This is a genomic window from Arthrobacter sp. cf158 (assembly GCF_900106835.1).
Lineage (GTDB): Bacteria > Actinomycetota > Actinomycetes > Actinomycetales > Micrococcaceae > Arthrobacter.
In genome coordinates, this window is the sequence record NZ_FNNR01000004.1 from 370,533 (window position 1) to 389,557 (window position 19,025).

The 19,025-nt window shown below is 62.2% G+C and carries 21 protein-coding genes; 13 read left to right on the plus strand and 8 right to left on the minus strand.

The window, feature by feature from the left end:
* Window positions 1-72: 72 nt before the first annotated feature.
* Entirely contained in the window at window positions 73-666 is a 594-nt protein-coding gene (locus BLW08_RS10595; protein ID WP_091324962.1) for an AAA family ATPase, read from the minus strand.
* 149 nt (window positions 667-815) lie between these two features.
* On the opposite strand from BLW08_RS10595, the gene BLW08_RS24130 reads away from it, so the two are divergent.
* Together BLW08_RS24130 and BLW08_RS10600 are read left to right on the plus strand one after the other, a co-directional pair.
* A complete protein-coding gene (locus tag BLW08_RS24130) occupies window positions 816-1,139 on the plus strand; it encodes an epoxide hydrolase N-terminal domain-containing protein (protein WP_254779818.1) in 324 nt (107 codons plus the stop codon).
* Window positions 1,034-2,002 (plus strand): epoxide hydrolase family protein, encoded by a 969-nt coding sequence (locus tag BLW08_RS10600; RefSeq protein WP_254779819.1) that lies wholly within the window; start codon window positions 1,034-1,036, stop codon window positions 2,000-2,002. The genes BLW08_RS24130 and BLW08_RS10600 overlap by 106 nt, the downstream gene beginning before the upstream one ends.
* Before the next feature lies 1 nt (window position 2,003).
* Here the strand turns inward: BLW08_RS10600 and BLW08_RS10605 are convergent, their stop codons facing one another.
* Genes BLW08_RS10605 through BLW08_RS10615 form a run of 3 tightly spaced genes read right to left on the minus strand, consistent with a single transcriptional unit; the run spans window position 2,004 to window position 5,471 of the window.
* Entirely contained in the window at window positions 2,004-2,837 is an 834-nt protein-coding gene (locus BLW08_RS10605) for an enoyl-CoA hydratase/isomerase family protein (protein ID WP_091324964.1), read from the minus strand.
* On the minus strand, window positions 2,834-4,051 hold the full coding sequence (locus BLW08_RS10610) for a CaiB/BaiF CoA transferase family protein (RefSeq protein ID WP_091324966.1): 1,218 nt from the start codon (window positions 4,049-4,051) through the stop codon (window positions 2,834-2,836). The genes BLW08_RS10605 and BLW08_RS10610 overlap by 4 nt, the downstream gene beginning before the upstream one ends.
* A gap of 28 nt (window positions 4,052-4,079) precedes the next feature.
* Window positions 4,080-5,471: an SLC13 family permease gene (locus tag BLW08_RS10615; protein WP_091324967.1), complete on the minus strand. Its 1,392-nt coding sequence runs from the start codon at window positions 5,469-5,471 to the stop codon at window positions 4,080-4,082.
* 112 nt (window positions 5,472-5,583) lie between these two features.
* On the opposite strand from BLW08_RS10615, the gene BLW08_RS10620 reads away from it, so the two are divergent.
* The 5 genes from BLW08_RS10620 (at window position 5,584) to BLW08_RS10640 (ending at window position 10,127) form a co-directional block, all read left to right on the plus strand.
* The gene (locus tag BLW08_RS10620) at window positions 5,584-6,348 is read left to right on the plus strand and encodes an IclR family transcriptional regulator (RefSeq protein WP_091324969.1); all 765 of its coding nucleotides are present in this window, start codon (window positions 5,584-5,586) and stop codon (window positions 6,346-6,348) included.
* 232 nt (window positions 6,349-6,580) lie between these two features.
* A complete protein-coding gene (locus BLW08_RS23845; protein WP_175538650.1) occupies window positions 6,581-6,739 on the plus strand; it encodes a hypothetical protein in 159 nt (52 codons plus the stop codon).
* 732 nt (window positions 6,740-7,471) lie between these two features.
* Window positions 7,472-7,849 carry a hypothetical protein gene (locus tag BLW08_RS10630; RefSeq protein WP_254779820.1) on the plus strand — a complete coding sequence of 126 codons (378 nt, stop codon included), beginning with the start codon at window positions 7,472-7,474 and terminating at the stop codon, window positions 7,847-7,849.
* A gap of 113 nt (window positions 7,850-7,962) precedes the next feature.
* Window positions 7,963-8,466, plus strand: a complete 504-nt coding sequence (locus BLW08_RS10635) for an SRPBCC family protein (protein WP_091324975.1) — start codon at window positions 7,963-7,965, stop codon at window positions 8,464-8,466.
* 128 nt (window positions 8,467-8,594) lie between these two features.
* Window positions 8,595-10,127, plus strand: a complete 1,533-nt coding sequence (locus tag BLW08_RS10640) for a CYTH and CHAD domain-containing protein (protein ID WP_091324977.1) — start codon at window positions 8,595-8,597, stop codon at window positions 10,125-10,127.
* 52 nt (window positions 10,128-10,179) lie between these two features.
* Here the strand turns inward: BLW08_RS10640 and BLW08_RS10645 are convergent, their stop codons facing one another.
* Window positions 10,180-11,016 (minus strand): alpha/beta fold hydrolase, encoded by an 837-nt coding sequence (locus BLW08_RS10645; RefSeq protein ID WP_091325082.1) that lies wholly within the window; start codon window positions 11,014-11,016, stop codon window positions 10,180-10,182.
* A gap of 148 nt (window positions 11,017-11,164) precedes the next feature.
* Between BLW08_RS10645 and BLW08_RS10650 the strand changes: the two genes are divergently transcribed.
* Window positions 11,165-12,898, plus strand: a complete 1,734-nt coding sequence (locus BLW08_RS10650; protein ID WP_091324979.1) for an ABC transporter ATP-binding protein — start codon at window positions 11,165-11,167, stop codon at window positions 12,896-12,898.
* The gene (locus tag BLW08_RS10655; protein WP_091324981.1) at window positions 12,895-14,865 is read left to right on the plus strand and encodes an ABC transporter ATP-binding protein; all 1,971 of its coding nucleotides are present in this window, start codon (window positions 12,895-12,897) and stop codon (window positions 14,863-14,865) included. The genes BLW08_RS10650 and BLW08_RS10655 overlap by 4 nt, the downstream gene beginning before the upstream one ends.
* A gap of 115 nt (window positions 14,866-14,980) precedes the next feature.
* Here the strand turns inward: BLW08_RS10655 and BLW08_RS10660 are convergent, their stop codons facing one another.
* Window positions 14,981-15,553: an MOSC domain-containing protein gene (locus BLW08_RS10660; RefSeq protein ID WP_091324983.1), complete on the minus strand. Its 573-nt coding sequence runs from the start codon at window positions 15,551-15,553 to the stop codon at window positions 14,981-14,983.
* Window positions 15,554-15,617: 64 nt separating this feature from the next.
* Between BLW08_RS10660 and BLW08_RS10665 the strand changes: the two genes are divergently transcribed.
* From BLW08_RS10665 to BLW08_RS10675, 3 genes are read left to right on the plus strand one after another with little or no spacing between them, the layout of a single operon-like run.
* Entirely contained in the window at window positions 15,618-16,055 is a 438-nt protein-coding gene (locus BLW08_RS10665) for a hypothetical protein (protein WP_091324985.1), read from the plus strand.
* Window positions 16,052-16,243, plus strand: a complete 192-nt coding sequence (locus tag BLW08_RS10670; protein WP_090823294.1) for a helix-turn-helix transcriptional regulator — start codon at window positions 16,052-16,054, stop codon at window positions 16,241-16,243. Before BLW08_RS10665 ends, BLW08_RS10670 begins: the two co-directional genes overlap by 4 nt.
* 54 nt (window positions 16,244-16,297) lie before the next feature.
* Window positions 16,298-17,077 (plus strand): alpha/beta fold hydrolase, encoded by a 780-nt coding sequence (locus tag BLW08_RS10675; protein ID WP_091324987.1) that lies wholly within the window; start codon window positions 16,298-16,300, stop codon window positions 17,075-17,077.
* Here the strand turns inward: BLW08_RS10675 and BLW08_RS10680 are convergent.
* Window positions 17,074-17,673, minus strand: a complete 600-nt coding sequence (locus BLW08_RS10680) for a TetR family transcriptional regulator (protein ID WP_090823298.1) — start codon at window positions 17,671-17,673, stop codon at window positions 17,074-17,076. The genes BLW08_RS10675 and BLW08_RS10680 overlap by 4 nt on opposite strands.
* Before the next feature lie 80 nt (window positions 17,674-17,753).
* On the opposite strand from BLW08_RS10680, the gene BLW08_RS10685 reads away from it, so the two are divergent.
* Entirely contained in the window at window positions 17,754-18,533 is a 780-nt protein-coding gene (locus BLW08_RS10685; RefSeq protein WP_090823300.1) for an SDR family NAD(P)-dependent oxidoreductase, read from the plus strand.
* Here the strand turns inward: BLW08_RS10685 and BLW08_RS10690 are convergent.
* The gene (locus tag BLW08_RS10690) at window positions 18,528-19,007 is read right to left on the minus strand and encodes an NUDIX hydrolase (protein WP_091324989.1); all 480 of its coding nucleotides are present in this window, start codon (window positions 19,005-19,007) and stop codon (window positions 18,528-18,530) included. The two genes, BLW08_RS10685 and BLW08_RS10690, sit on opposite strands and share 6 nt — an antisense overlap.
* Window positions 19,008-19,025: the final 18 nt, after the last annotated feature.

The window sequence follows — 19,025 nt, forward strand, 5'->3', positions numbered from 1 at the left end:
TTCCCCCAAGAACGCGTAGTTGGTATGGGCCGAGCATACCCGGCAAGCGACGGGGAGCAAGTCAAGCCAGGTTTAGAGGCGGGGGAAGGCCGCTTCTTCGCTTGCGACCGAGATGACCCGGTTTAGCTGGGCCAAGACTTCGCCAGGCTCGCCGTCGGCGTCCACCTCAACAAAGTTTTCATACTCAGGTAGAGAACGGTATGCCTCCCGGAATGCCTCCAGATGGGCAAGGGACTCTTTATCGGTTCCGCGGGCGGTGACGCGTTGGTGGGCGAGGCGGGGATCGACGTCGAAGTGCACGTGCAGGTCAGGGGTTGGGAGTTTCTCGAGTAGCCGAGGAATCAACCGGCCCCGCTGCAACCCATTGGCCTGGCGCAGCGCCAGTTGGCAGTGCAGGTGGCGGTCCATCACCACTAAACCGTCGAATCGCTGGGCGCGGGCGTGGTTGACCAGTACGTTGAACAGGCGAACGCCGGTCTCGATGAAGTCGGCAATGCGTGGCGGCAACTGCCAGCCGAAGCGCTCGCTGAGCACCGACATTCGCCTCCGGGCAGCGTGATTACTGAGCAGCAGGGCGCTCCGTCCTTCAGCGCGAGCCGAATCGACCAAGGCGCGGGCCGCCGTCGTTTTTCCTGAGCCGTCAATTCCCGTCAGAACAATGAGCATGAGGCCTCCCCTCGTCACCATTACAACGCGGCGAGTGCCCGGATTGTGCCTGCATGAGGTGCAGGTCACGTTTTTCGCCAGAGGATGAAGCCCCATAAAACCGTCAAAAGAGGACCGAAAGTGTCCGCATCCAACGGAAGAATGGATGCATGACAACATCGGAGATTCGCCCTTTCCGCATCGAAATCCCTCAATCCGAAATCGACGGATTGAGTCGCCGCCTCAGCGAGGCCCGCTACCCTCATCCGCTGCCGGAGGCCAGCGATAACTGGCCTTCACCGGTGGGCGCGGAGTGGTCGCGCGGTATCCCTGATACCTGGCTTCGCGAATTGGTTGACTACTGCGGGACGGCTTCGACTGGCGAGCCATGGAGCAGAGAATCAACGCCATCCCGCAGTTCATCACCGAGGTGGACGGACAACCCATCCACTTCGCCCACGTCCGTTCAAGTAGTCCGGACGCCACACCGCTGATCCTGGTACACGGGTGGCCGGGTTCCTTCCTGGAATTCCTCCAACTGGTGGGCCCCCTGACGGAACCTCAGGACCACGGCGGCGATGCGAAGGACGCCTTCCATGTGGTGATCCCGTCAATTCCCGGATTTGCCTTCTCCAGCCCGCTATCCGATGCCAGCTGGGACGACGGGCATATTGCGCGAGCTTTCGCAGAGATCATGGCGAGACTCGGGTATGAGCGGTTTGGCACCCAGGGCGGAGACGCGGGCGCCGGGATCGGTCCCGAAATTGCACGGGCGGCCCCGGACCGCGTCATCGGCGTCCATGTCAACGGCACAACGGGTCCCCTGCCGGAGCTCCCGCTCACAGACCTGGAACTTGCTGGATTGACCCCTAGGGAACGGCACGCTATTGACGATATCCAGCAATTCATGTGGCAGCAGTTTGCGTACATTTCCCTCCAGTCCACCAGGCCAGGCTTGATCGGCACCATGCTCAGCGACAGTCCCGTGGCCCAGCTGGCTTGGATCATGGATAAGTTCCAAGCTTGGACGTGGCCCATCGAAAAAGACGTTCTCCAGATCCTGGACCGGGACGTCCTCCTTGCCAACGTGTCACTGTACTGGTTCACCCGAACTGCAGGATCCGCCGCGCTCACGGGCTACGCGCAGGACAGCGGTTGGGGTACTTCCAAGGAACGCACGGCCGTTCCCACGGCCGTCCTCAACTTTGCCCACGACTACGCCATCCGTAAGTACGTCGAGAAGGAGAACACCGTGGTCCGATGGAATGACGTGGACAGGGGAGGCCACTTTGCCGCGCTGGAAGAACCAGAACTGCTGACCGCGGATGTCCGGGCCTTCTTCCGCGAGCTGCGCTGAGTCAATCCACAGGCCGCCACCTGAACTGCGGCTGCTCACGGTTAAGGAACGCGCTGATGCCGATCTCCATGTCCGGACTGTCCGGCATGGCAGCCCAGGCGTCAGCCCATTCCCGATCAGCGTCGGACGGTGCGGCGTCCGTGGCGTCCACCAGTCGCTTCATGGAATGCATGGAGAACCGCGAGCGGCTCCTCAGTGAACTGACAAGCGCCGCGGACTTCTCTTCAAAGGACGCTGAAGGAACGACGTCGGCCACCAGGCCAAGTGCCCGGGCTTCGGTTGCGCTGAACGTCCGTCCCGTGAGGAGGATGTACTTCGCATTGGCTTGCCCCACCAACCGGACCAGCCGTTCCATGCCCGGGCGAGGGTAGATGATCCCGATTTTGGCCGGAGTCAGCCCGATCACCGCACGTTCGTTGGCGATGATGAAGTCGCAGGCTGAGGCTATCTGCCAGCCGCCGCCCATGCAGGCACCATCCACCAAAGCGACGGAGGGCTTGGAGAGGGAAGCGATGGCGGCATCGGCCCCACTGAGATGATCCACGGAGGTGCCGTCCGGTTGGGGATCCACCAGCACAGAAGAGAGTTCACTGATGGAGGCCCCGGCGCAGAACGTGTCCCCGGAACCACGCAGCACAACAACGGCCACGTCCGCGTCTGCCTCCAGTCGCGGCATCAGTTCCTGGATCTCCCAGCACATATCCCGGGTCAGGGCGTTCCGCTGTGCCAGGTTGCTGATCTCCACGGTGGCCACACCATTGGCGATGGAGACGGAGATGCGGCCTGCACTGGAAGCACCGCTGCGGACCCTTTCGGTGGAGGAGAGGACGGTCATCGCTGTGCTCCAATCTTTGCCGGCCCGCACACAATGCGGCCCTCGCGCTCAAGCCGGGTGACGTCGTCGTGCGTCATTCCAAACTCCATCAGTACATCTGCGGTGTGCTCGCCCAGAAGCGGTGGGGGCGAGAGGATCTCGCTGGCCTCGCCATCCAGGCTGAGGGGGCCGCGGAGCAGGGGGAGCTCGGAGCCGTCCAGGCGCTCGCGGCGTTGCACGAGTCCCAAAGCCGCGACCTGTTCCGAGGCGAGGGCCTGCGTGTAGTCATAAATAGGGCCGCAAGGAATGCCGGCCTGGCTGATCAGCGGAACCCACTCGGCGGCGGATTTGGCCGCCAAGGCAGTTTCGACGAGCCCCGACAACTGATCGCGGTTAGCTGACCGGTCCGCCCCGGTGATGAAACGGGGATCCTCCATTGCTGATGGAACGCTGAGCAGGCCGCAGAATGCCCGCCATTGCTTGTCGCTGCCCACCGCGATGTTGATCGAGTCCGTGGCCGTAGCGAACATGCCGTAAGGCGCAATGACGGGGTGGTTGTTGCCCTGTGGCGTGGGTGCTTCGCCCAGGCTCAGTGCCTTCTGCCCTTGGAACGCGGACAGGTTCAGGGCGGTCTCCAACAAGGACGTTGACACCCGGCCGGGGCGTTCGCCGTTCCGGGCTCCCAAGAGAGCTGAAACTATGCCAAACGCACAGATCATTCCGGAGGTGATGTCCACGATCGGCACGCCCACACGATAAGCCGAGCCAGGCCCGGGGCCGGTGACGGACATCAGCCCGGACATTCCCTGGATGACCTGATCCAGTCCGGCGTCGTCCTTGAGGGGGCCGGTGTTTCCGAATCCGGTCACGGAGCCCACTACGAGCCCGGGGTTCAACTCATCAAGCCGGGCAGGAGTGAAACCCATTTTCTCCAGCGTGCCAGGCTTGAAGTTCTCCACCAGAACATCAGCGTCGGCGATCAGGCCGGAGAGGATGTCTTGTCCCTCGGACGAATAGAAGTCCAGGCACACTGACACTTTGTTCCGGTTGACGGAGTCGAAGTAGAGGCTGTGCCCGTCCTGGAAGGGAGGCCACTGCCGGGCGGTATCGCCCCCGTTGACGCTTTCCACCTTGATGATCCTGGCACCCATATCGGCCAGGAGTGCAGTGCAGTAGGGGCCTGCGAGAGCTCGGCTGAGATCGATCACGGTGATTCCGCGAAGTGGTTTGAGCATGGTAGGCACCTTTCGTGCGTGGGACTGGTTAGAGACTGGACGGAAGAACAAGGGCGCCAACAAGCAATAGGGGACCGGCCACCACCATGGAGAGCCCCCACCGCGTGAGGAGTCTGGTGATGCGGGGGCGCTCATCAGCGTCGACGGTGGCCACGAACGTGGCACCTACGGTGGAGAACGGCGAGACGTCAACGATCGAAGAACACACGCCCAAGGCGGCAATGACAGCCCACCCGGCGATGTCCCCGGACGCCACCAGTGGGAGGGCCAGCGGCACCAGTGCCGCGAGCATGCCAGTGGTGGAGGCGAACGCTGACACCAGGCCGCCGATCGCGCAGATCACCAGGGCGGCCAGCAACGGAGTTCCGACGGCGCCGGCTGCTTCGCCCAGCAGGGCGACGGCTCCCATGGTCTGAAGGACTCCGACGAACGTGATGATCCCGCCCACCAACAAGACGGTGGACCAGTCGATCTTGCTGACGGCAGATTTGCCCGATTGCGGATCACAGAGTGTGAGGACCGAGGCGAACGCAAAGCACAGGACGCCGATGTCCGGATTCGCGCCAAGGATGGACATCAGGATGACGGTGAGCACCAAGCCAGCCATGCAGAGCACCGTGATGATTTGGTTGCGGTTCAGCCGAAGGCTCGACGCCGGTGCCTCCGTGGGCGGTTCGCCGCCTTCCAGGACCTGGACGGTTTTGGCGGTCGCCTTCTGGCCCCGGGCAATGTTGCCCTCACGCTCAAAAGGGTGCGACGGCGTCGGGCGGCTTGCGCTGAAGCGCGGCACAGTGGTGCCAAAACCGTCAGCGGTGCGCGTGTGGAGTAGCTTGAACCCGCCGAACAGAACGTAAGCCGTAGCCAACAGCAAGAGGTTGGTGCCCAACGCCACGCTGAAGAGGACCAACGGGTCGAGGTCGATCCCGGCAGCCCGGGCCGTGCCGTAGGTGACGATTCCGAAGAGGCTGGTGGGGGCAAATCCTCCGGCACTGAGGCCCGAGCCGATCGCAATTCCCATGAGCATGCGGTCGATGCCGTATCTCTTGGGCAATGGCATTCCTATGGGCGCCATGACCAGGCCGGCCAAGGGCGAACCCATGGCCGAGATGCCGATGGTCAGCGCAAAGAAGGCCACCGGCAGAAAGAAGGCGCGGTCACCCACTTTGGTGATTGCCATTTCGATAATGCGGTCGATGGTGCCGTTGGCCTGGGCGATCGCGAAGAAGTAGGTCACTCCGACCAGGAGGACCAGGATTCCGATGGGAAAGCCCGCCACCACCTTGTCGATTGTCATCCCGGCCATCCAGACGCCAACCCCGGCAGCCGCTGCGAACATGAGCACTCCGATGTGCACCTTGCGCAGTGTTGCCAGGACAAAGACGCCCACAAAGATGGCCAGGGCAAGTATTTGCCATTCCATAAGCCCGTTCTCCAATCAAACTTCGTCGGTTCACTGGATGAACCATTGGTTCATTTTGGGAAGTCGCCTGTAATGTAGGGCACTGGGAGTAGTCGGTCAAGCGGGAGGATGAATGAGTACGCAGAGCGTGGTCACGGCGATACGCGTATTGGAAGCCGTCTCGGATAACCAGCCTGCGGGGCTGTCCGAGCTGAGCCGCGAGGTGGACGTGCCCAAGGCAACGGTCCTCCGGATGCTCAGGACGCTGGCCGAGCTTGGCTGGGTTGCGCAGTCAGAAGCGCAGGCCGGGAAATGGGTGCTGACCAACCATGCCTTCGCTGTAGCCAGCCGTGGAAGCAGCGGTTCCGTGATCCGCGATGCCGCCATGGGCCCGCTCAACGCGCTGCAGTTGGACACCACTGAGACCGTGCACTTGGCGGTGCCGGACCGTGGCTACATGCTGATCATCGAGCGCCTGGACACCCAGCACGTCCTCCGGGCATTCCTGCCACTGGGGTCGCGGCTCCCCATGCACGCCTCTTCCACAGGCATGGCCTACCTGTCTGCCGCGGATGAGGTCTTTGTCAATGAGTATCTGGCCGGGCCGCTTGAGGCGCTGACGCCGCAAACCGTTGTTGATCCCGCGGTGCTCAGGGCGATGATCGTGGACACCCGCGCCCGTGGGTACTCCATCAATGAGCAGGGTCTCAGCACGGGCATTACCTCGATCGGCGTCCCGTTGCTGGGCCCGGGCGGTGTGGCGGCCGGGTCCATCTCCATCTCCGGGCCCTCAAGCAGGATTGTGCCCGCGAAGTATCAGGAGTACGGCGAGGCTGCTGCGGGGACTGCCCTGGAAATCAGCCGTGCCCTGGGGGCCTTCTCCACAAAGGGGTACTAAGTTTCCTGACCAAACTACTTCGCGGCGACCCAAAGGGTGCTTATCATGATGCTGTGAACGTGCTCCGCCCGGGCATCAGTTCGATTTTGAACCCTATCCGGGTGGGTGCGTAACGAAAATGGAGATGCATGTCTCCATTCGGTGCCCGTTGGCATGGGTGGCGCTCCGTTAGCGGAGTGTCAGCGGACGCCTTCCTGAATAAACAACAGTTATTGAAGGGACGCGTAGCTCAATGAACACACTCCTGATAATCGCCGGTGTTATTGCGATCATCCTGCTCCTGGTTGGAGGACTCAACCAGGCTCTCAGTTTCTTGCTGTGGGTTGGCATCATCCTGCTCGTCCTGGCAGTTCTTGGCTGGGTTCTGGGCCGCGGGCGGTCTCGCGTATGACAACTGATCCAAGTGAGGTAGCCGGTTTCGATCAGGTTCGCGATGGAACCACAACCCCGGGAAATCCCATCCCGCGGGATCCCGCATCAGCTCAGACCGGCCGCCAGCCTTCAGTCGGTGACGCATCGTCGGAAAGTCCGGACGACGCCGTCGATGCTGGTCCCAGCGAATCAGCCACCCCGCCTGGTCCGGCGGAACAAAAGGACGAAAGACTGCGGACAACCGGGGTCTGACAACCGAAACCAATCCCACGGATTGATCGGGCCACGTGCGGCCGCGGCGGGAGCAATCCCGATCCGCGGCCGCACTTCTTTGGCTACCAGGGGTTTTGTCAGTATGCTTACTAATAGCTGGGGGTGTTGGTTCAGCGATTGGAGCAGTGATGCGAATCGGTTCAATCATTGGATTGCTGGTGGTGGTATGGCTCGTTATCGGGGCCGTGGCCGCCGGGCAGCGGGGCTATTTCACGGCTCCGCCGGCGCAGTGTTCGCAGTTCGCGACGATTGCGTTGAATATCGTTGCGGGTCCCTTGAATTACACGGGACTGGATCCCCAAGGGGGATGTGAAATTCCGCAGCCCTCGTGATTTCAGAGGCAGTACCTTAGCGCGTTTATTCAGATATTGCTAAGATTGCTGATTAATTTCGTGCAGGCATGGACATCCCGTCAACTGCGCTTATAGGTTCGAAGAGTTCCATAAACACGTTCACCGCTGAGGAAAGGACAGGTCGCATGGACAAGAAAGACGCCACACCGGAAGAGGCAGTGGGAGGCTATGGCACCCCAACCGCAGAGCAGGAAGCAGGCGGAGGGCAAGCCCAGCCCCGCGTGGAAGAGGACCTGTCTGAAGCCGGTTTGAGCCAAGACAGTCCCGACGGCGAAACGTACGCCACAGGCGCACCCAACCTCAGCCATCTGGATCCTGAGAATTCAGACAGCGCGGGGGAACCCGGCGCAGGCCGCTTTGGCGGGATCGACGAGCAGTCGCACGCCGAGCAATCCTTGCAGCCCGATGGCGGTGCCGAGGACTTGCCGGATGGCAGCGGCAACGATCTCCCGCAGGAACAGTCACCGAATGACGATGACGAAGAAAGTTTTGACGCCGGCTAAGAGCTTTGGCTGGCGCGCTTGAACTGGCGCGCCACTGGTTAAGCAGCCAGCTGGCTGGCGCGCCGCCCCACTTGACGAAACAGCACCCGAGACACGATCGAAGGAGCAAAACCTTGGCAACCGTCAATAAGTCAATCGAAGTAGATGTCCCCGTATCTGTTGCCTACAACCAATGGACGCAGTTCGAAGCCTTCCCCGAGTTTATGAACGGGGTGGAGGCCGTTGAACAGATCGATGAGACGGCCCTTCACTTCTCCACCAACGTGGGAGGTGTGAAGCGCGAATACAATGCCCAGATCATTGAGCAAGCTCCGGACTCCCTGGTGAGTTGGGCCAGTGTTGACGGTCCTCGCAATGGCGGCACTGTGCGCTTTGAACCCCTTGGGCCAGCCCGGACACGCGTCGATGTCGAGATTGTCTGGGAGCCGGAAGGCTTAGCGGAGAAAGCTGGATCCGCCCTGGGCGTGGACGGCATGCGGGTTGGTGCAGATCTGGACAAATTCAAGAAGTTCATCGAAGCCCAGGGCCATGCCACCGGGGCTTGGCGTGGCACGGTGTCAGGTGGCGATGTGGATGATACGGGTGAGTCCACCCGTCCTCGCTCCATCGACATCTAGCGCTGGGGTTCTTCCTGACCCACACTGGATACAGCACCAATAGATAGCTCCAACGAGGGCCGGCCACCACAACGGGCCGGCCCTCTTGGCATACCGGAAACAACCACGAGTGAGGAGTTCTGACGGCCATGGCAACGTCCAGCAACGTGGAGGCCGAGCGGAAATTCGACGCCGATGCATCAACTCCGCTTCCGGCGCTCCACAAGATCGACGGGATTGGAAAAGTTGGCGACCCCACCAGCCACAGCCTGGAAGCCATCTACTTTGACACCCGCCATTTGGCCCTCGCCGCCCGGGGCATAACGTTGCGGCGCCGCACGGGAGGCCTGGACGCCGGCTGGCATCTCAAACTCCCGCTCGGCCCTGGCAAGAGAACCGAGATCCACGCGCCTCTGGGTAATGCCGAGACTGTCCCGGTGGACATCATGGACCGTGTTCTCGCCTACACCCGTGGGCATGCAGTGGCGGCAATCGCCACCCTCACCACAGACCGCACCACGTACGCCCTGTACGGCAGCAACGGAGAGCGGGTGGCTGACTTTGTTGATGACCATGTCAGCGCCCATGTGGTGGTCGGTGAGCCACGGGAGCTGCGATGGAGGGAGTGGGAGGTGGAACTGGCTGCGCAGGACGGCGCAGCTGACATGGACCTCCACCCGCTGGACATCATGACCGAACAGCTCTCAGCGGCGGGAGCGAAGCCCAGCGAACGAACGTCCAAGCTGGCCACTGCATTGGGTGAATCCTGGCCCGAAGCCAAGGGAGCCGACCAGGAAAAACCGGGAGGCAAGAGCGCCGCTGTGGTTCCTGTCCTCGATTACCTCGCAACGCAAGTTGCCGATCTCCTTCTTCAGGACGCCCACGTGAGGCTGGGCCGCGATGATTCGGTCCATCAAATGCGGTCAATCATCCGCCGGATCCGGTCGGTGCTGCACACGTACCGCAATCTCTTCACCAAAGATTCTTCCGGTAGCGTCGAGACCGGGCTGAAGTCGCTTGCCAAAACACTGGGCCGTTATCGCGATACTGAAGTCCTGCACCACCGGCTCAGGAACGATCTTGAGGAGCTCCCGGGAAAGCTCGTTGTGGGTCCACTGCACGATCACCTCGATCAACGGATGGCCATCAGGGCGGATACTGCCATGGCGGCGGTCAAGAACCGGCTGAACAGCCCCCGCTATTTCAGGCTCCTGGACGAGTTGGAATCGTTCATCGACGCCCCGCCGCTGGCTCCCAAAGGAAAGAAGCGGGCCACGAAGACCACCGCCAAGCTCGTCAACAAGGCCGCCAAGAGGCTTGGCGAACGCCACGAAGCCGCGGTGGGCGCCGCCGTCGGGCCTCAACGTGACACTGCGTTTCATGAGGTGCGGAAGTCCGCCAAGAAGCTGCGCTTTGCAGCAGAGGCCGCGGTGGGCGTCCATGGTAAGCGGGCCGAACGGCTGGCGGATGCGGCGCATAAAGTCCAGTCGATACTGGGTGAACACCAGGACAGCGTGATGGCCCGCGCTGAACTGCTGAAGCTGGGCTCGGCCCCTGACGTTGGCAACAGTGCTTTCACGTACGGACTGCTCCATGCGATGGAACGTTATGCTGCCGACGCTACGGAGCAGGAGTATTTGCAGAACGGCGCCAAGGCGCGGAAGCTGCGGCTCAGGAAATGACAAGGCCCGACGCCGGAACAACCGTGCGTCGGGCCCATCAGTTTGGGTTGGGCTACTTCTTCAGGAATGCCAGCAGCGCCTCATTGACTTCGGCGCCGTGCGTCCAGAGCAAACCATGCGGGGCGCCTTCGATTTCCAAGTATTCCGCGCTGGGCAGGGCGTCCTTGAAACGGCGGCCGGTGACGTCGATCGGCAGGATGTTGTCCGCCGTGCCGTGCACGATCAAGGCCGGAACATCGATCTTGGGGATATCGGCGCGGAAGTCCGTGAGCCAGGTTGGCTGGGCGGCAACCGATGCGAATGCCCCCGACTTGCTGGCGAGGTTCCAGCTGGCGTCCACGGATTCCTGGCTCAGGCGATCAGTGCCCAGGAAGGTGTCGCTGTTGTAGAAGTTCTTGAAGAAGTCGGTGAAGAACGCGTAGCGGTCTGCTGTGACGGCGGCGGCGAGCCCGTCGAAGACGTCCTGCGGGACGCCGTCCGGGTTGTCATCGGTCTTCAACAGATAAGGTTCCAGCGATCCCAGGAATACAGCCTTGGCCACGCGGGCCGAACCGTAGGTGCTGATATAGCGTGCAACCTCACCGGTGCCCATGGAGAAACCCACCAGGACAGCATCGTTCACGTCCAGGGTGTCCAGGACGGTCTTCAGATCCGCAGCGAAGGTGTCGTAGTCATAGCCCTGGGTGGGTTGGCTCGACTTTCCAAAACCGCGGCGATCGTAGGTAATGACGCGGTAGCCGGCGTCCAGGAGGGCTGCGGTCTGCTTCTCCCAGGATGATCCGTCCAACGGATAACCGTGGATGAGGACAACTGCCTGGCCGGTTCCGTGGTCTTCGTAGTAAAGCTCGATTTCAGTGCTGTTTTCGTTTCCTACGGTGATGTAAGCCAAAACCCAGTTCCCTTCGAGGCGATTCAATACGAACGTTTCCAGCCTACTGTCCGGGGCCGACGGCAGGACAGGACTATTACCTCTAGTTGCCCGCAGCAACCAGACGTAAACTGGCCTTCGGTTTATACGGCGTCTGCTTGGAGTTCCCATGCTGTGGAAGGTTCTTGTCCGGTTCCTGCGGCCGCATCAGCGGTTGCTGATCGCCGTCGTCGTTTTCCAATTGGCGCAGTCCATTGCGTCGCTGTACTTGCCCACACTGAACGCCGACATCATCGATCAGGGCGTTGCCACCGGGGACACCGACTACATCCTGCGCATGGGTGGACTCATGCTGCTGATCACGCTGCTGCAGATCGCGTGCGCCGTGGTTGCCGTGTACTTCGGTGCCAAGGCCGCCATGGGGATGGGCCGCGATGTCCGTGACGCCATTTTCAGCCGGGTAGGGGAGTTCTCCGAGCAGGAGGTCACCAAGTTCGGGGCGCCATCGCTGATCACCCGGTCCACCAACGATGTGCAGCAGGTACAGCAGCTGGTCCTCATGTCCTGCACGCTGATGGTCGCAGCGCCCATGCTGAGCATCGGCGGAGTGATCATGGCCGTGCGGCAGGACGCTCAGCTGTCATGGCTCATCGCGGTCTGTGTTCCGGTGTTGCTGGTGGCGGTGGGACTGATCGTGACGCGCATGGTGCCGCTGTTCCGGAAGATGCAGGTCCGGATTGACGCCGTGAACCGGGTTCTCCGCGAGCAGCTCACCGGTATCCGCGTGGTGCGTGCGTTTGTGCGGGAAGACATGGAGGCCACCCGGTTTGGCAAAGCCAACGACGACGTCACTGACGTTGCGCTGAGGGCCGGCCGGTTGATGGCGCTCATGTTCCCGGTGGTCATGTTGGTGATGAACGTTTCCAGCGTGGCGGTGATCTGGTTCGGATCTTTCAGGATCGAGGACGGTTCCATGCAGGTTGGAACCTTGATCGCCTTCCTGAGCTACCTGATGCAGATCCTCATGTCCGTCATGATGGCGACGTTCATGGCCGTGATGATCCCGCGCGCGTCCGTTTCTGCCGACCGGATCGGCGAGGTTCTGGAAACCAACTCAAGTGTCCAGCCGCCGTCGAACCCTGTCGCCGGCGGTATCCGGCGCGGCGAATTGGAGATGCGCGGCGTTGGTTTCGCCTACCCGGGTGCAGAGCAGCCAGTCCTCAGCGGGGTCACTTTCACGGCGTTGGCCGGCCAGACCACCGCTATCATCGGCAGCACCGGCGCCGGAAAAACCACGCTGGTAAACCTCATGCCACGGTTGTTCGACGCCACCAGCGGCTCTGTGCGAATGGACGGCGTGGACGTCCGGGAACTGCATCCTGACCTGTTGTGGGGACACATCGGCCTGGTACCGCAGCGGCCGTACCTGTTCTCCGGTACGGTCCGCAGCAGTCTTCAGTATGGCAAGCCGGACGCCACCGAGGACGAACTGTGGCAGGCGCTGTCCGTTGCCCAGGCCCGGGATTTTGTGGAAGAGATGGAGGGTGGCCTGGATGCGGTCATTTCACAAGGCGGCACCAACGTTTCCGGCGGCCAGCGGCAGAGGCTCGCGATTGCCCGGGCCCTGGTAAAGCAGCCGGAGCTCTACATCTTTGACGACTCCTTCTCTTCCCTGGACACCGCCACCGACGCACGCCTCCGGCAGGCCCTCAAACGCCACACCAACGGTGCCACCCTGGTGATCATCGCCCAGCGGGTCTCCAGCATCGCCGACGCCGACCAGATATTAGTGCTCGACGACGGCAGGATCGTTGGGCAGGGAACACACGATCAGCTGTTGGAGTCTTCCGAAACGTACAGGGAAATAGTGTCGTCCCAACTCGCGGCGGAGGAGGCAGCATGAGCGCCGTATCAGCCGGTCCCCGCGGACCGCAGCGGCCAGCCATGGGACCTGGCCGCGGAGGACCGTTCGCCGGTATGAACATCCCCGCCGAGAAAGCGTCCAACTTTGGGGCCTCAGCGCGCAGGTTGTTGGGTACGTTGCGGCCTGAACGTTCTTGGTTGATTCTGGTGTTGGTCTTTGCCGTGGTCAGTGTGGCCTTGTCCGTGATTGGGCCGAGGCTGCTGGGCGAAGGCACCAACCTGATCTTCGCCGGCGTCGTGTCCAAACAGCTGCCAGCCGGGGTTTCCAAAGCTGACGTCATCGCAGGACTCCGCGCCTCAGGTGATGACAGCAAGGCAGACATGCTGGGCGCCATGACCCTGACACCCGGCGTCGGAATCGACTTTGCTGCACTGTCTTCGGTGCTGCTGTGGGCGCTGGCGCTGTATGTCCTGGCCTCAGCATTTGGCTGGATGCAGGCGTACGTGCTCAACGGCGTCGTGCAGCGGACCGTCTACCGGCTCCGCCAAAGGATCGAAGCGAAAATCCACCGGCTGCCGTTGCGCTACTTCGACTCCATCCAGCGCGGTGAACTGCTGAGCCGGGTGACCAACGACGTAGACAACATCTCCCAAAGTCTCCAGCAATCCATCAGCCAGGTGGTCTCGTCCCTGCTGACAGTGCTGGGCGTGCTGGTGATGATGTTCCTGCTCTCTCCGCTCCTGGCCTTGATTGCACTGGTCACCATCCCGCTGACCCTGGGAACTACGCTGCTGATTGCCAAGCGCTCGCAGAAGCTCTTTGTGGCGCAGTGGAAGAACACCGGCGAACTCAACGGGCAGATCGAGGAAACGTACACCGGGCACGCTTTGGTGAAGGTGTTCGGGCGGCAGAACGAGGTTCAGGAGAAATTTCGGGCGAAGAACGGCGAGCTGTATCAGGCGAGCTTCGGTGCGCAGTTCGTGAGTGGCCTGATCATGCCGGCAATGACGTTCATCGGGAACCTGGTGTACGTGGGAATCGCCGTGGTGGGTGGCCTGCAGGTGGCCTCCGGTTCCATGCAGTTGGGCGACGTTCAAGCCTTCATCCAGTACTCGCGTCAGTTCACCATGCCGCTGGCCCAACTTGGGTCCATGGCGAACATGCTGCAATCCGGCGTCGCATCGGCAGAGCGGGTGTTCGATCTGCTGGATGAGGAAGAAGAGTCCGCTGAGCCCGCCCCAGTTCCGCAGTCCGGTCCTTCGCGGGGGCGTTTGGTGTTCGAGAACGTGTCCTTCGCGTATTCTCCCGACAAGCCGCTGATCACAAACCTCAGCTTGGTCGCCGAGCCGGGGCAGAGCATCGCCATCGTTGGGCCTACAGGTGCCGGCAAAACCACTCTGGTGAACCTGATGATGCGCTTCTACGAGCTGGACGCCGGGCGGATAACGCTCGACGGCGTGGACGTCGCCTCGATCCCGCGGCACGAGCTGCGCTCGCGGATGGGGATGGTCCTCCAGGACACCTGGCTGTTCGGAGGGACGATCCGCGACAACATTGCCTATGGACGGCCTGCTGCTTCCGAAGAGGAAATTTTGGAAGCGGCCCAGGCAACCTACGTGGACCGTTTTGTTCGCTCGCTGCCAGAGGGTTACGACACCCTGCTGGACGACGAAGGCGGCAACGTTTCCGCTGGCGAAAAGCAGCTGTTGACCATCGCCCGGGCCTTCTTGTGCCGGCCATCGGTGTTGATCTTGGACGAGGCCACCAGTTCAGTGGATACCCGAACCGAAGTATTGGTGCAGAAAGCCATGAATGCCCTGCGCTCGGACCGCACCAGCTTTGTGATCGCCCACAGGCTCTCCACCATCCGCGACGCGGACCTCATCCTGGTGATGGAGGCCGGGCAGATCGTGGAGCAGGGGACCCACTCGGAGCTGCTGGCCGCCGGTGGGGCGTACGCCCGGCTGTACGAGGCACAGTTCGCGGCGCCGGTGGCTGAGGTGTGAGGTTACTGTTTGCGGTGCCCGTGGCCCAGCTTGGGATGAGGGAAGGCCCGTCTGCCACCCGATGTGGTTGAGTTCGGCTAACTTCCACCCAAAGAAGGGCTACTTCCGTTCCGGATTACGGCAACCGCGACGGCCGCAGAACCTTCGCCTCCCCGGCCTTGGCGGGATCCATTGGCATAGGGCTTACCAGCACCGCATGCCCCCGATGCAGCAGACCGCCGGAGATCACCTGGCAACGCACGCCCCCGCGCCCGCGCATCGCTTTGTGGGCGCCGGGAGCCAGCATTTCGTCCATCCAGGCACATGGGTGTGCGGGGCGGCCGGCCTTGAGCCGCACCGTGTCTCCGCCGGACTCCAGCGTGAACTCATGGCCAAGCAGCGGAGCCAGCTCGACTCCGCGCAGAACCACATTTCGACGGGTCAGGAGTGGATCGAAGGGCCCAGCCCCGAGTTCGGCGGCGATGGCTTCGAGAGCTTCCACGGCGAAGACCGTCACGGCTGCATCCATGTGTGCGGCCTTGCCGAAGAACCTGTCGCCAACAATCCCTTTGCCTGTGACCAGTTCGGCCTGGTCGGCGTCAGTAGTGGGCACGTCAGCGGCGCCTTCCCTTGCGCGGCCAAAGTAGGCGTGGGCCGGCGACACCAAAAGGTGCAGCACCTCGACGTCGTACCTGTACTCAGCGGTCATCCCTCAACGCTAACCCTCCACCGCGAGCATTGCCTTAGGATGTAAAGGGTGCTTTACTTCAAAGATGAGTAAAGCTTCCTTTACATCAAGGCGTGCGCCGGTACATCACTACGTCCTCGCGGTCATCCTCGGCGCCATCCTGACCATCGCCGTCTCCTTGTTGGTGGGGGTGTCAAACCCGGGCGACTTCTGGCTCGCAGCGGGGATTGGAGCCCTCTGTGCTGCCTATCCCGCGATGTCGCTAGGGGCCAGGGTTTTCGTTTCACGCCACACTGTCACCCGCGATCCGCATGGGGAGCAGAGCGTCGAGTTGCAATGGATGCGCCAGGCCGGGGCCGGAGCGTTTCTTGACGTGCTGGTGGCCACCATTGTGGTTGCCGCGGTGCTGGCTGTAGGCCGGATCGGCGTGGATGCGCTCCCGGTTCTGTTGGGGCTCGTCGGGCTGAGCGCGCTGGATGCCGGGCTCCGCTACCTGGCCATCCGGCACCGTGCGCTGAAGTGAAGAACAACATCGCCGAGCGCCGGGCCGGGCGCCAATGGACGCAGGCTGACCTGGCTGCTGCGCTGGGCGTCTCCCGGCAGACGGTCATCTCCATCGAACGGGAAAAGTTTGATCCTTCGCTACCGCTGGCATTCCTCATCGCCCGGACCTTCGACTGCGCCATCGAGGACATCTTTACCGCAGATTGACGCACTGTGTCCTGCGCCGCAGCACTTTGAGTGTCGCCCGGATACTGTGGCACGGTGAACTTTGCGGAGGCTCCGGATGGCGCCGAACTTGCCTGGAGCGAGTCCGGCGACGGTGACCCGTTGCTGTTGATCGCCGGGCAGGCAACCGCCATGGACGGTTGGGGCCCGACGGCGGAGCTGCTGTCCCGGTATTACCGCGTGATCCGCTTCGATCACCGGGGGATAGGGCGGAGTGCCAAGGGTACCGCTGAGCGCTACACCACCAGACTGCTGGCCGAAGATGCTGCCACGGTACTCAACGCGGCCGATGCGGATTTAGCACACGTGTACGGCCACTCGATGGGCGGGCGTATTGGCCAATGGTTGGCCATCGATTACCCGCAAAAAGTCCGTACGCTGATCCTCGCAGCGACGAGTGGTGGCAGGTGGCCGGATGCCAGCGCCCAGCCGGATAAAGCTGCCATGGAGGCCCTGGTCAGCGGTGATATGTCACGTCTGGAAGAACTCTTCTTCGACCCCGCATGGGTCCGCGCCAATCCCGAAGCGACGAACACGTTCTTCAATTCCCGGGCCTCAGCGTGGGCGAAAGCACGTCACTTCAAAGCCAGTCGCGACCATGACGCCTGGAGCGAATTGGGCTCCGTTCAAGCGCCCACGCTGATACTTCACGGCACGGAAGACAAGCTCACTCCGTTGCCAAATGCCCTGCTCCTTCGTCAGCACATCCCTCGCTCAGTGCTGGTGCGCGTACCCGGCGCGGGGCACGGTTTGCATCTGGACCATCCGGAGACAGTCGAGTGGATCCGGCAGTTCATCACCCGGAAAGCCCGCTAACCAGAGGGAACCCTCAAAACCTCGAGTGCGGCCTCTAAATAAGGGACCGGATCGGGATCTGATCCGGCGGCCCATTGCATCCATGCTTCGAAGGTTGTGGCAAGGTACGCGGCGCTCAAATAGCGTGCCGCCGGGGTGGAAAGGCCGCTCTCCACAAGGAAGGCCAAGGTCCTTTCGCGCTGTGGTGCCAGGGACTCGTAGCTCCGGCTGGTCAGTTCAGCATGCTCGGCGATCAACCGGAGCCGTCCGCGGGTCACGGACAGATCCGGAATGACAGCGACTCCAGCAGCCGCAGCCTCTCGGAGCACCGCCAGCACATCGCCGTCGGGCTTGCCACGCCTGTGGAACGAGCCGAAGGCGAGTGCTGACGCCTCGACCACGGGTTCGGTGCCGCCCCAGACGAGGTCCGCCTTGCTGGTGAAGTAGCGGTAGAGGCTCTTGCGGCCGATACCGGCGGCGCGGGCGATGTCTTCCATGGAGGTGTTTTCATACCCGTGCCCAGCGAACAGGTCCAAGGCGAGTCTGGCGACGGCGTCGGGGTCGATGGTGGCGGGGCGACCGCTTGCGCGCGGGGGCTTGGCATCTTCCGAAGTCATCCCTCCAGTATTCACTCTTACATAATGACACAGAGTGTCATAAGATGGGTGAATCACCCCGTAAACATCGGAAGGACATCATGGGCAGCGAAGCTTCATGGCAGGAGACCATCACGTCGGGCCGCTTTGCGGGCAAGACCATCATCGTCACGGGCGCGGCCTCAGGTATCGGCCAGGCCACCGCGTTGAGGATCGCCAGGGAAGGCGGCAAGGTCATTGCAGCGGATATCAGCAAGGAGCGTCTGGATGCCCTGGTTGAGGAGAATGGCGGCCTGGACCTGGTGCCAGTCGCAGGTGATATTTCCACTGAGGAAACCGTCGCTTCGGTCCTCGCCGCGGCAGGGGCTCGCGTGGACGGGTTGGCCAACGTTGCGGGCATTATGGACAACTTCGCTCCCATCCACGAGGTTGATGACGAACTGTGGGAGCGTGTCTTCCGCATCAACGTCACGTCCCTCATGCGCCTGACCCGTGCAGTGGTGCCGCCCATGCTGGAAGCCGGAACAGGATCGGTGGTGAACGTAGCGTCGGAGGCAGGCCTGCGTGGTTCCGCAGCCGGAGCCGCCTACACCGCTTCCAAACATGCGGTGGTGGGGCTTACCAAGAACTCGGCCGTGATGTACGGGCCCAAGGGTCTGCGCTTCAATGCTGTGGCTCCCGGCCCAACCATCACCAACATTGTGGCGAATTGGGGATCGCAGCTCGCTGCCGAACGCTTGGGGCCTCTCATGCAGGCGACTGTTCCCACGCCCGCCACTGCAGCGCAGTTGGCGGCCTCCATCACCTTCCTGCTCAGTGACGACGGCACCAACGTCAATGGCGCCATCCTGGCGTCCGACGGCGGCTGGTCGGCTTTATAGGGCTATCTCGTCAAGGTGCCGGACCAGCGCGTCCACGATGGGCAGTTGCCCCTTGACGAGCTTGGTCCGGGCCGTGGCTTCGTCGAACCAGCGGGCGTCGTCGATTTCCGGGAAATCCTTGATGGTCCCTGAGCCTTTGGGCCATTCCATGGGAAAGGTGTTGCTGACAATCCTGGCGGGCTGAAAGTCTTTGGCTTCGGCGGCGAATGCGGTGATGAGTTTGCCTGAGGGTTGTTTGAAAACGCCCAGTAATTCATAGTCAGCCGGCGGGGGTGGTGTCCCGATTTCTTCGGTGAATTCGCGTTTCGCCGCAGCCAACGCTTCTTCGTCCTCAGGGAATTCACCCTTGGGAATGGACCAGGCATGCTGGTCTTTCCTTGCCCAGAAGGGCCCGCCCATGTGCGCGATCCACAACTCCACTTGCCCGCCTGATGCTTGCCGGTAAAGGAGTATGCCTGCGCTGCGAATGGTGATGATGGCCTCCGGAAAGCG

What these genes read in the sequence shown, in the direction of transcription:
- BLW08_RS10595 (WP_091324962.1), bottom strand. Translation starts at nt 666, where the DNA reads ATGCTCATTGTTCTGACGGGAATTGACGGCTCAGGAAAAACGACGGCG.
- BLW08_RS24130 (WP_254779818.1), top strand. Translation starts at nt 816, where the DNA reads ATGACAACATCGGAGATTCGCCCTTTCCGCATCGAAATCCCTCAATCC.
- BLW08_RS10600 (WP_254779819.1), top strand. Translation starts at nt 1,034, where the DNA reads ATGGAGCAGAGAATCAACGCCATCCCGCAGTTCATCACCGAGGTGGAC.
- BLW08_RS10605 (WP_091324964.1), bottom strand. Translation starts at nt 2,837, where the DNA reads ATGACCGTCCTCTCCTCCACCGAAAGGGTCCGCAGCGGTGCTTCCAGT.
- BLW08_RS10610 (WP_091324966.1), bottom strand. Translation starts at nt 4,051, where the DNA reads ATGCTCAAACCACTTCGCGGAATCACCGTGATCGATCTCAGCCGAGCT.
- BLW08_RS10615 (WP_091324967.1), bottom strand. Translation starts at nt 5,471, where the DNA reads ATGGAATGGCAAATACTTGCCCTGGCCATCTTTGTGGGCGTCTTTGTC.
- BLW08_RS10620 (WP_091324969.1), top strand. Translation starts at nt 5,584, where the DNA reads ATGAGTACGCAGAGCGTGGTCACGGCGATACGCGTATTGGAAGCCGTC.
- BLW08_RS23845 (WP_175538650.1), top strand. Translation starts at nt 6,581, where the DNA reads ATGAACACACTCCTGATAATCGCCGGTGTTATTGCGATCATCCTGCTC.
- BLW08_RS10630 (WP_254779820.1), top strand. Translation starts at nt 7,472, where the DNA reads ATGGACAAGAAAGACGCCACACCGGAAGAGGCAGTGGGAGGCTATGGC.
- BLW08_RS10640 (WP_091324977.1), top strand. Translation starts at nt 8,595, where the DNA reads ATGGCAACGTCCAGCAACGTGGAGGCCGAGCGGAAATTCGACGCCGAT.
- BLW08_RS10650 (WP_091324979.1), top strand. Translation starts at nt 11,165, where the DNA reads ATGCTGTGGAAGGTTCTTGTCCGGTTCCTGCGGCCGCATCAGCGGTTG.
- BLW08_RS10655 (WP_091324981.1), top strand. Translation starts at nt 12,895, where the DNA reads ATGAGCGCCGTATCAGCCGGTCCCCGCGGACCGCAGCGGCCAGCCATG.
- BLW08_RS10660 (WP_091324983.1), bottom strand. Translation starts at nt 15,553, where the DNA reads ATGACCGCTGAGTACAGGTACGACGTCGAGGTGCTGCACCTTTTGGTG.
- BLW08_RS10665 (WP_091324985.1), top strand. Translation starts at nt 15,618, where the DNA reads ATGAGTAAAGCTTCCTTTACATCAAGGCGTGCGCCGGTACATCACTAC.
- BLW08_RS10680 (WP_090823298.1), bottom strand. Translation starts at nt 17,673, where the DNA reads ATGACTTCGGAAGATGCCAAGCCCCCGCGCGCAAGCGGTCGCCCCGCC.
- BLW08_RS10685 (WP_090823300.1), top strand. Translation starts at nt 17,754, where the DNA reads ATGGGCAGCGAAGCTTCATGGCAGGAGACCATCACGTCGGGCCGCTTT.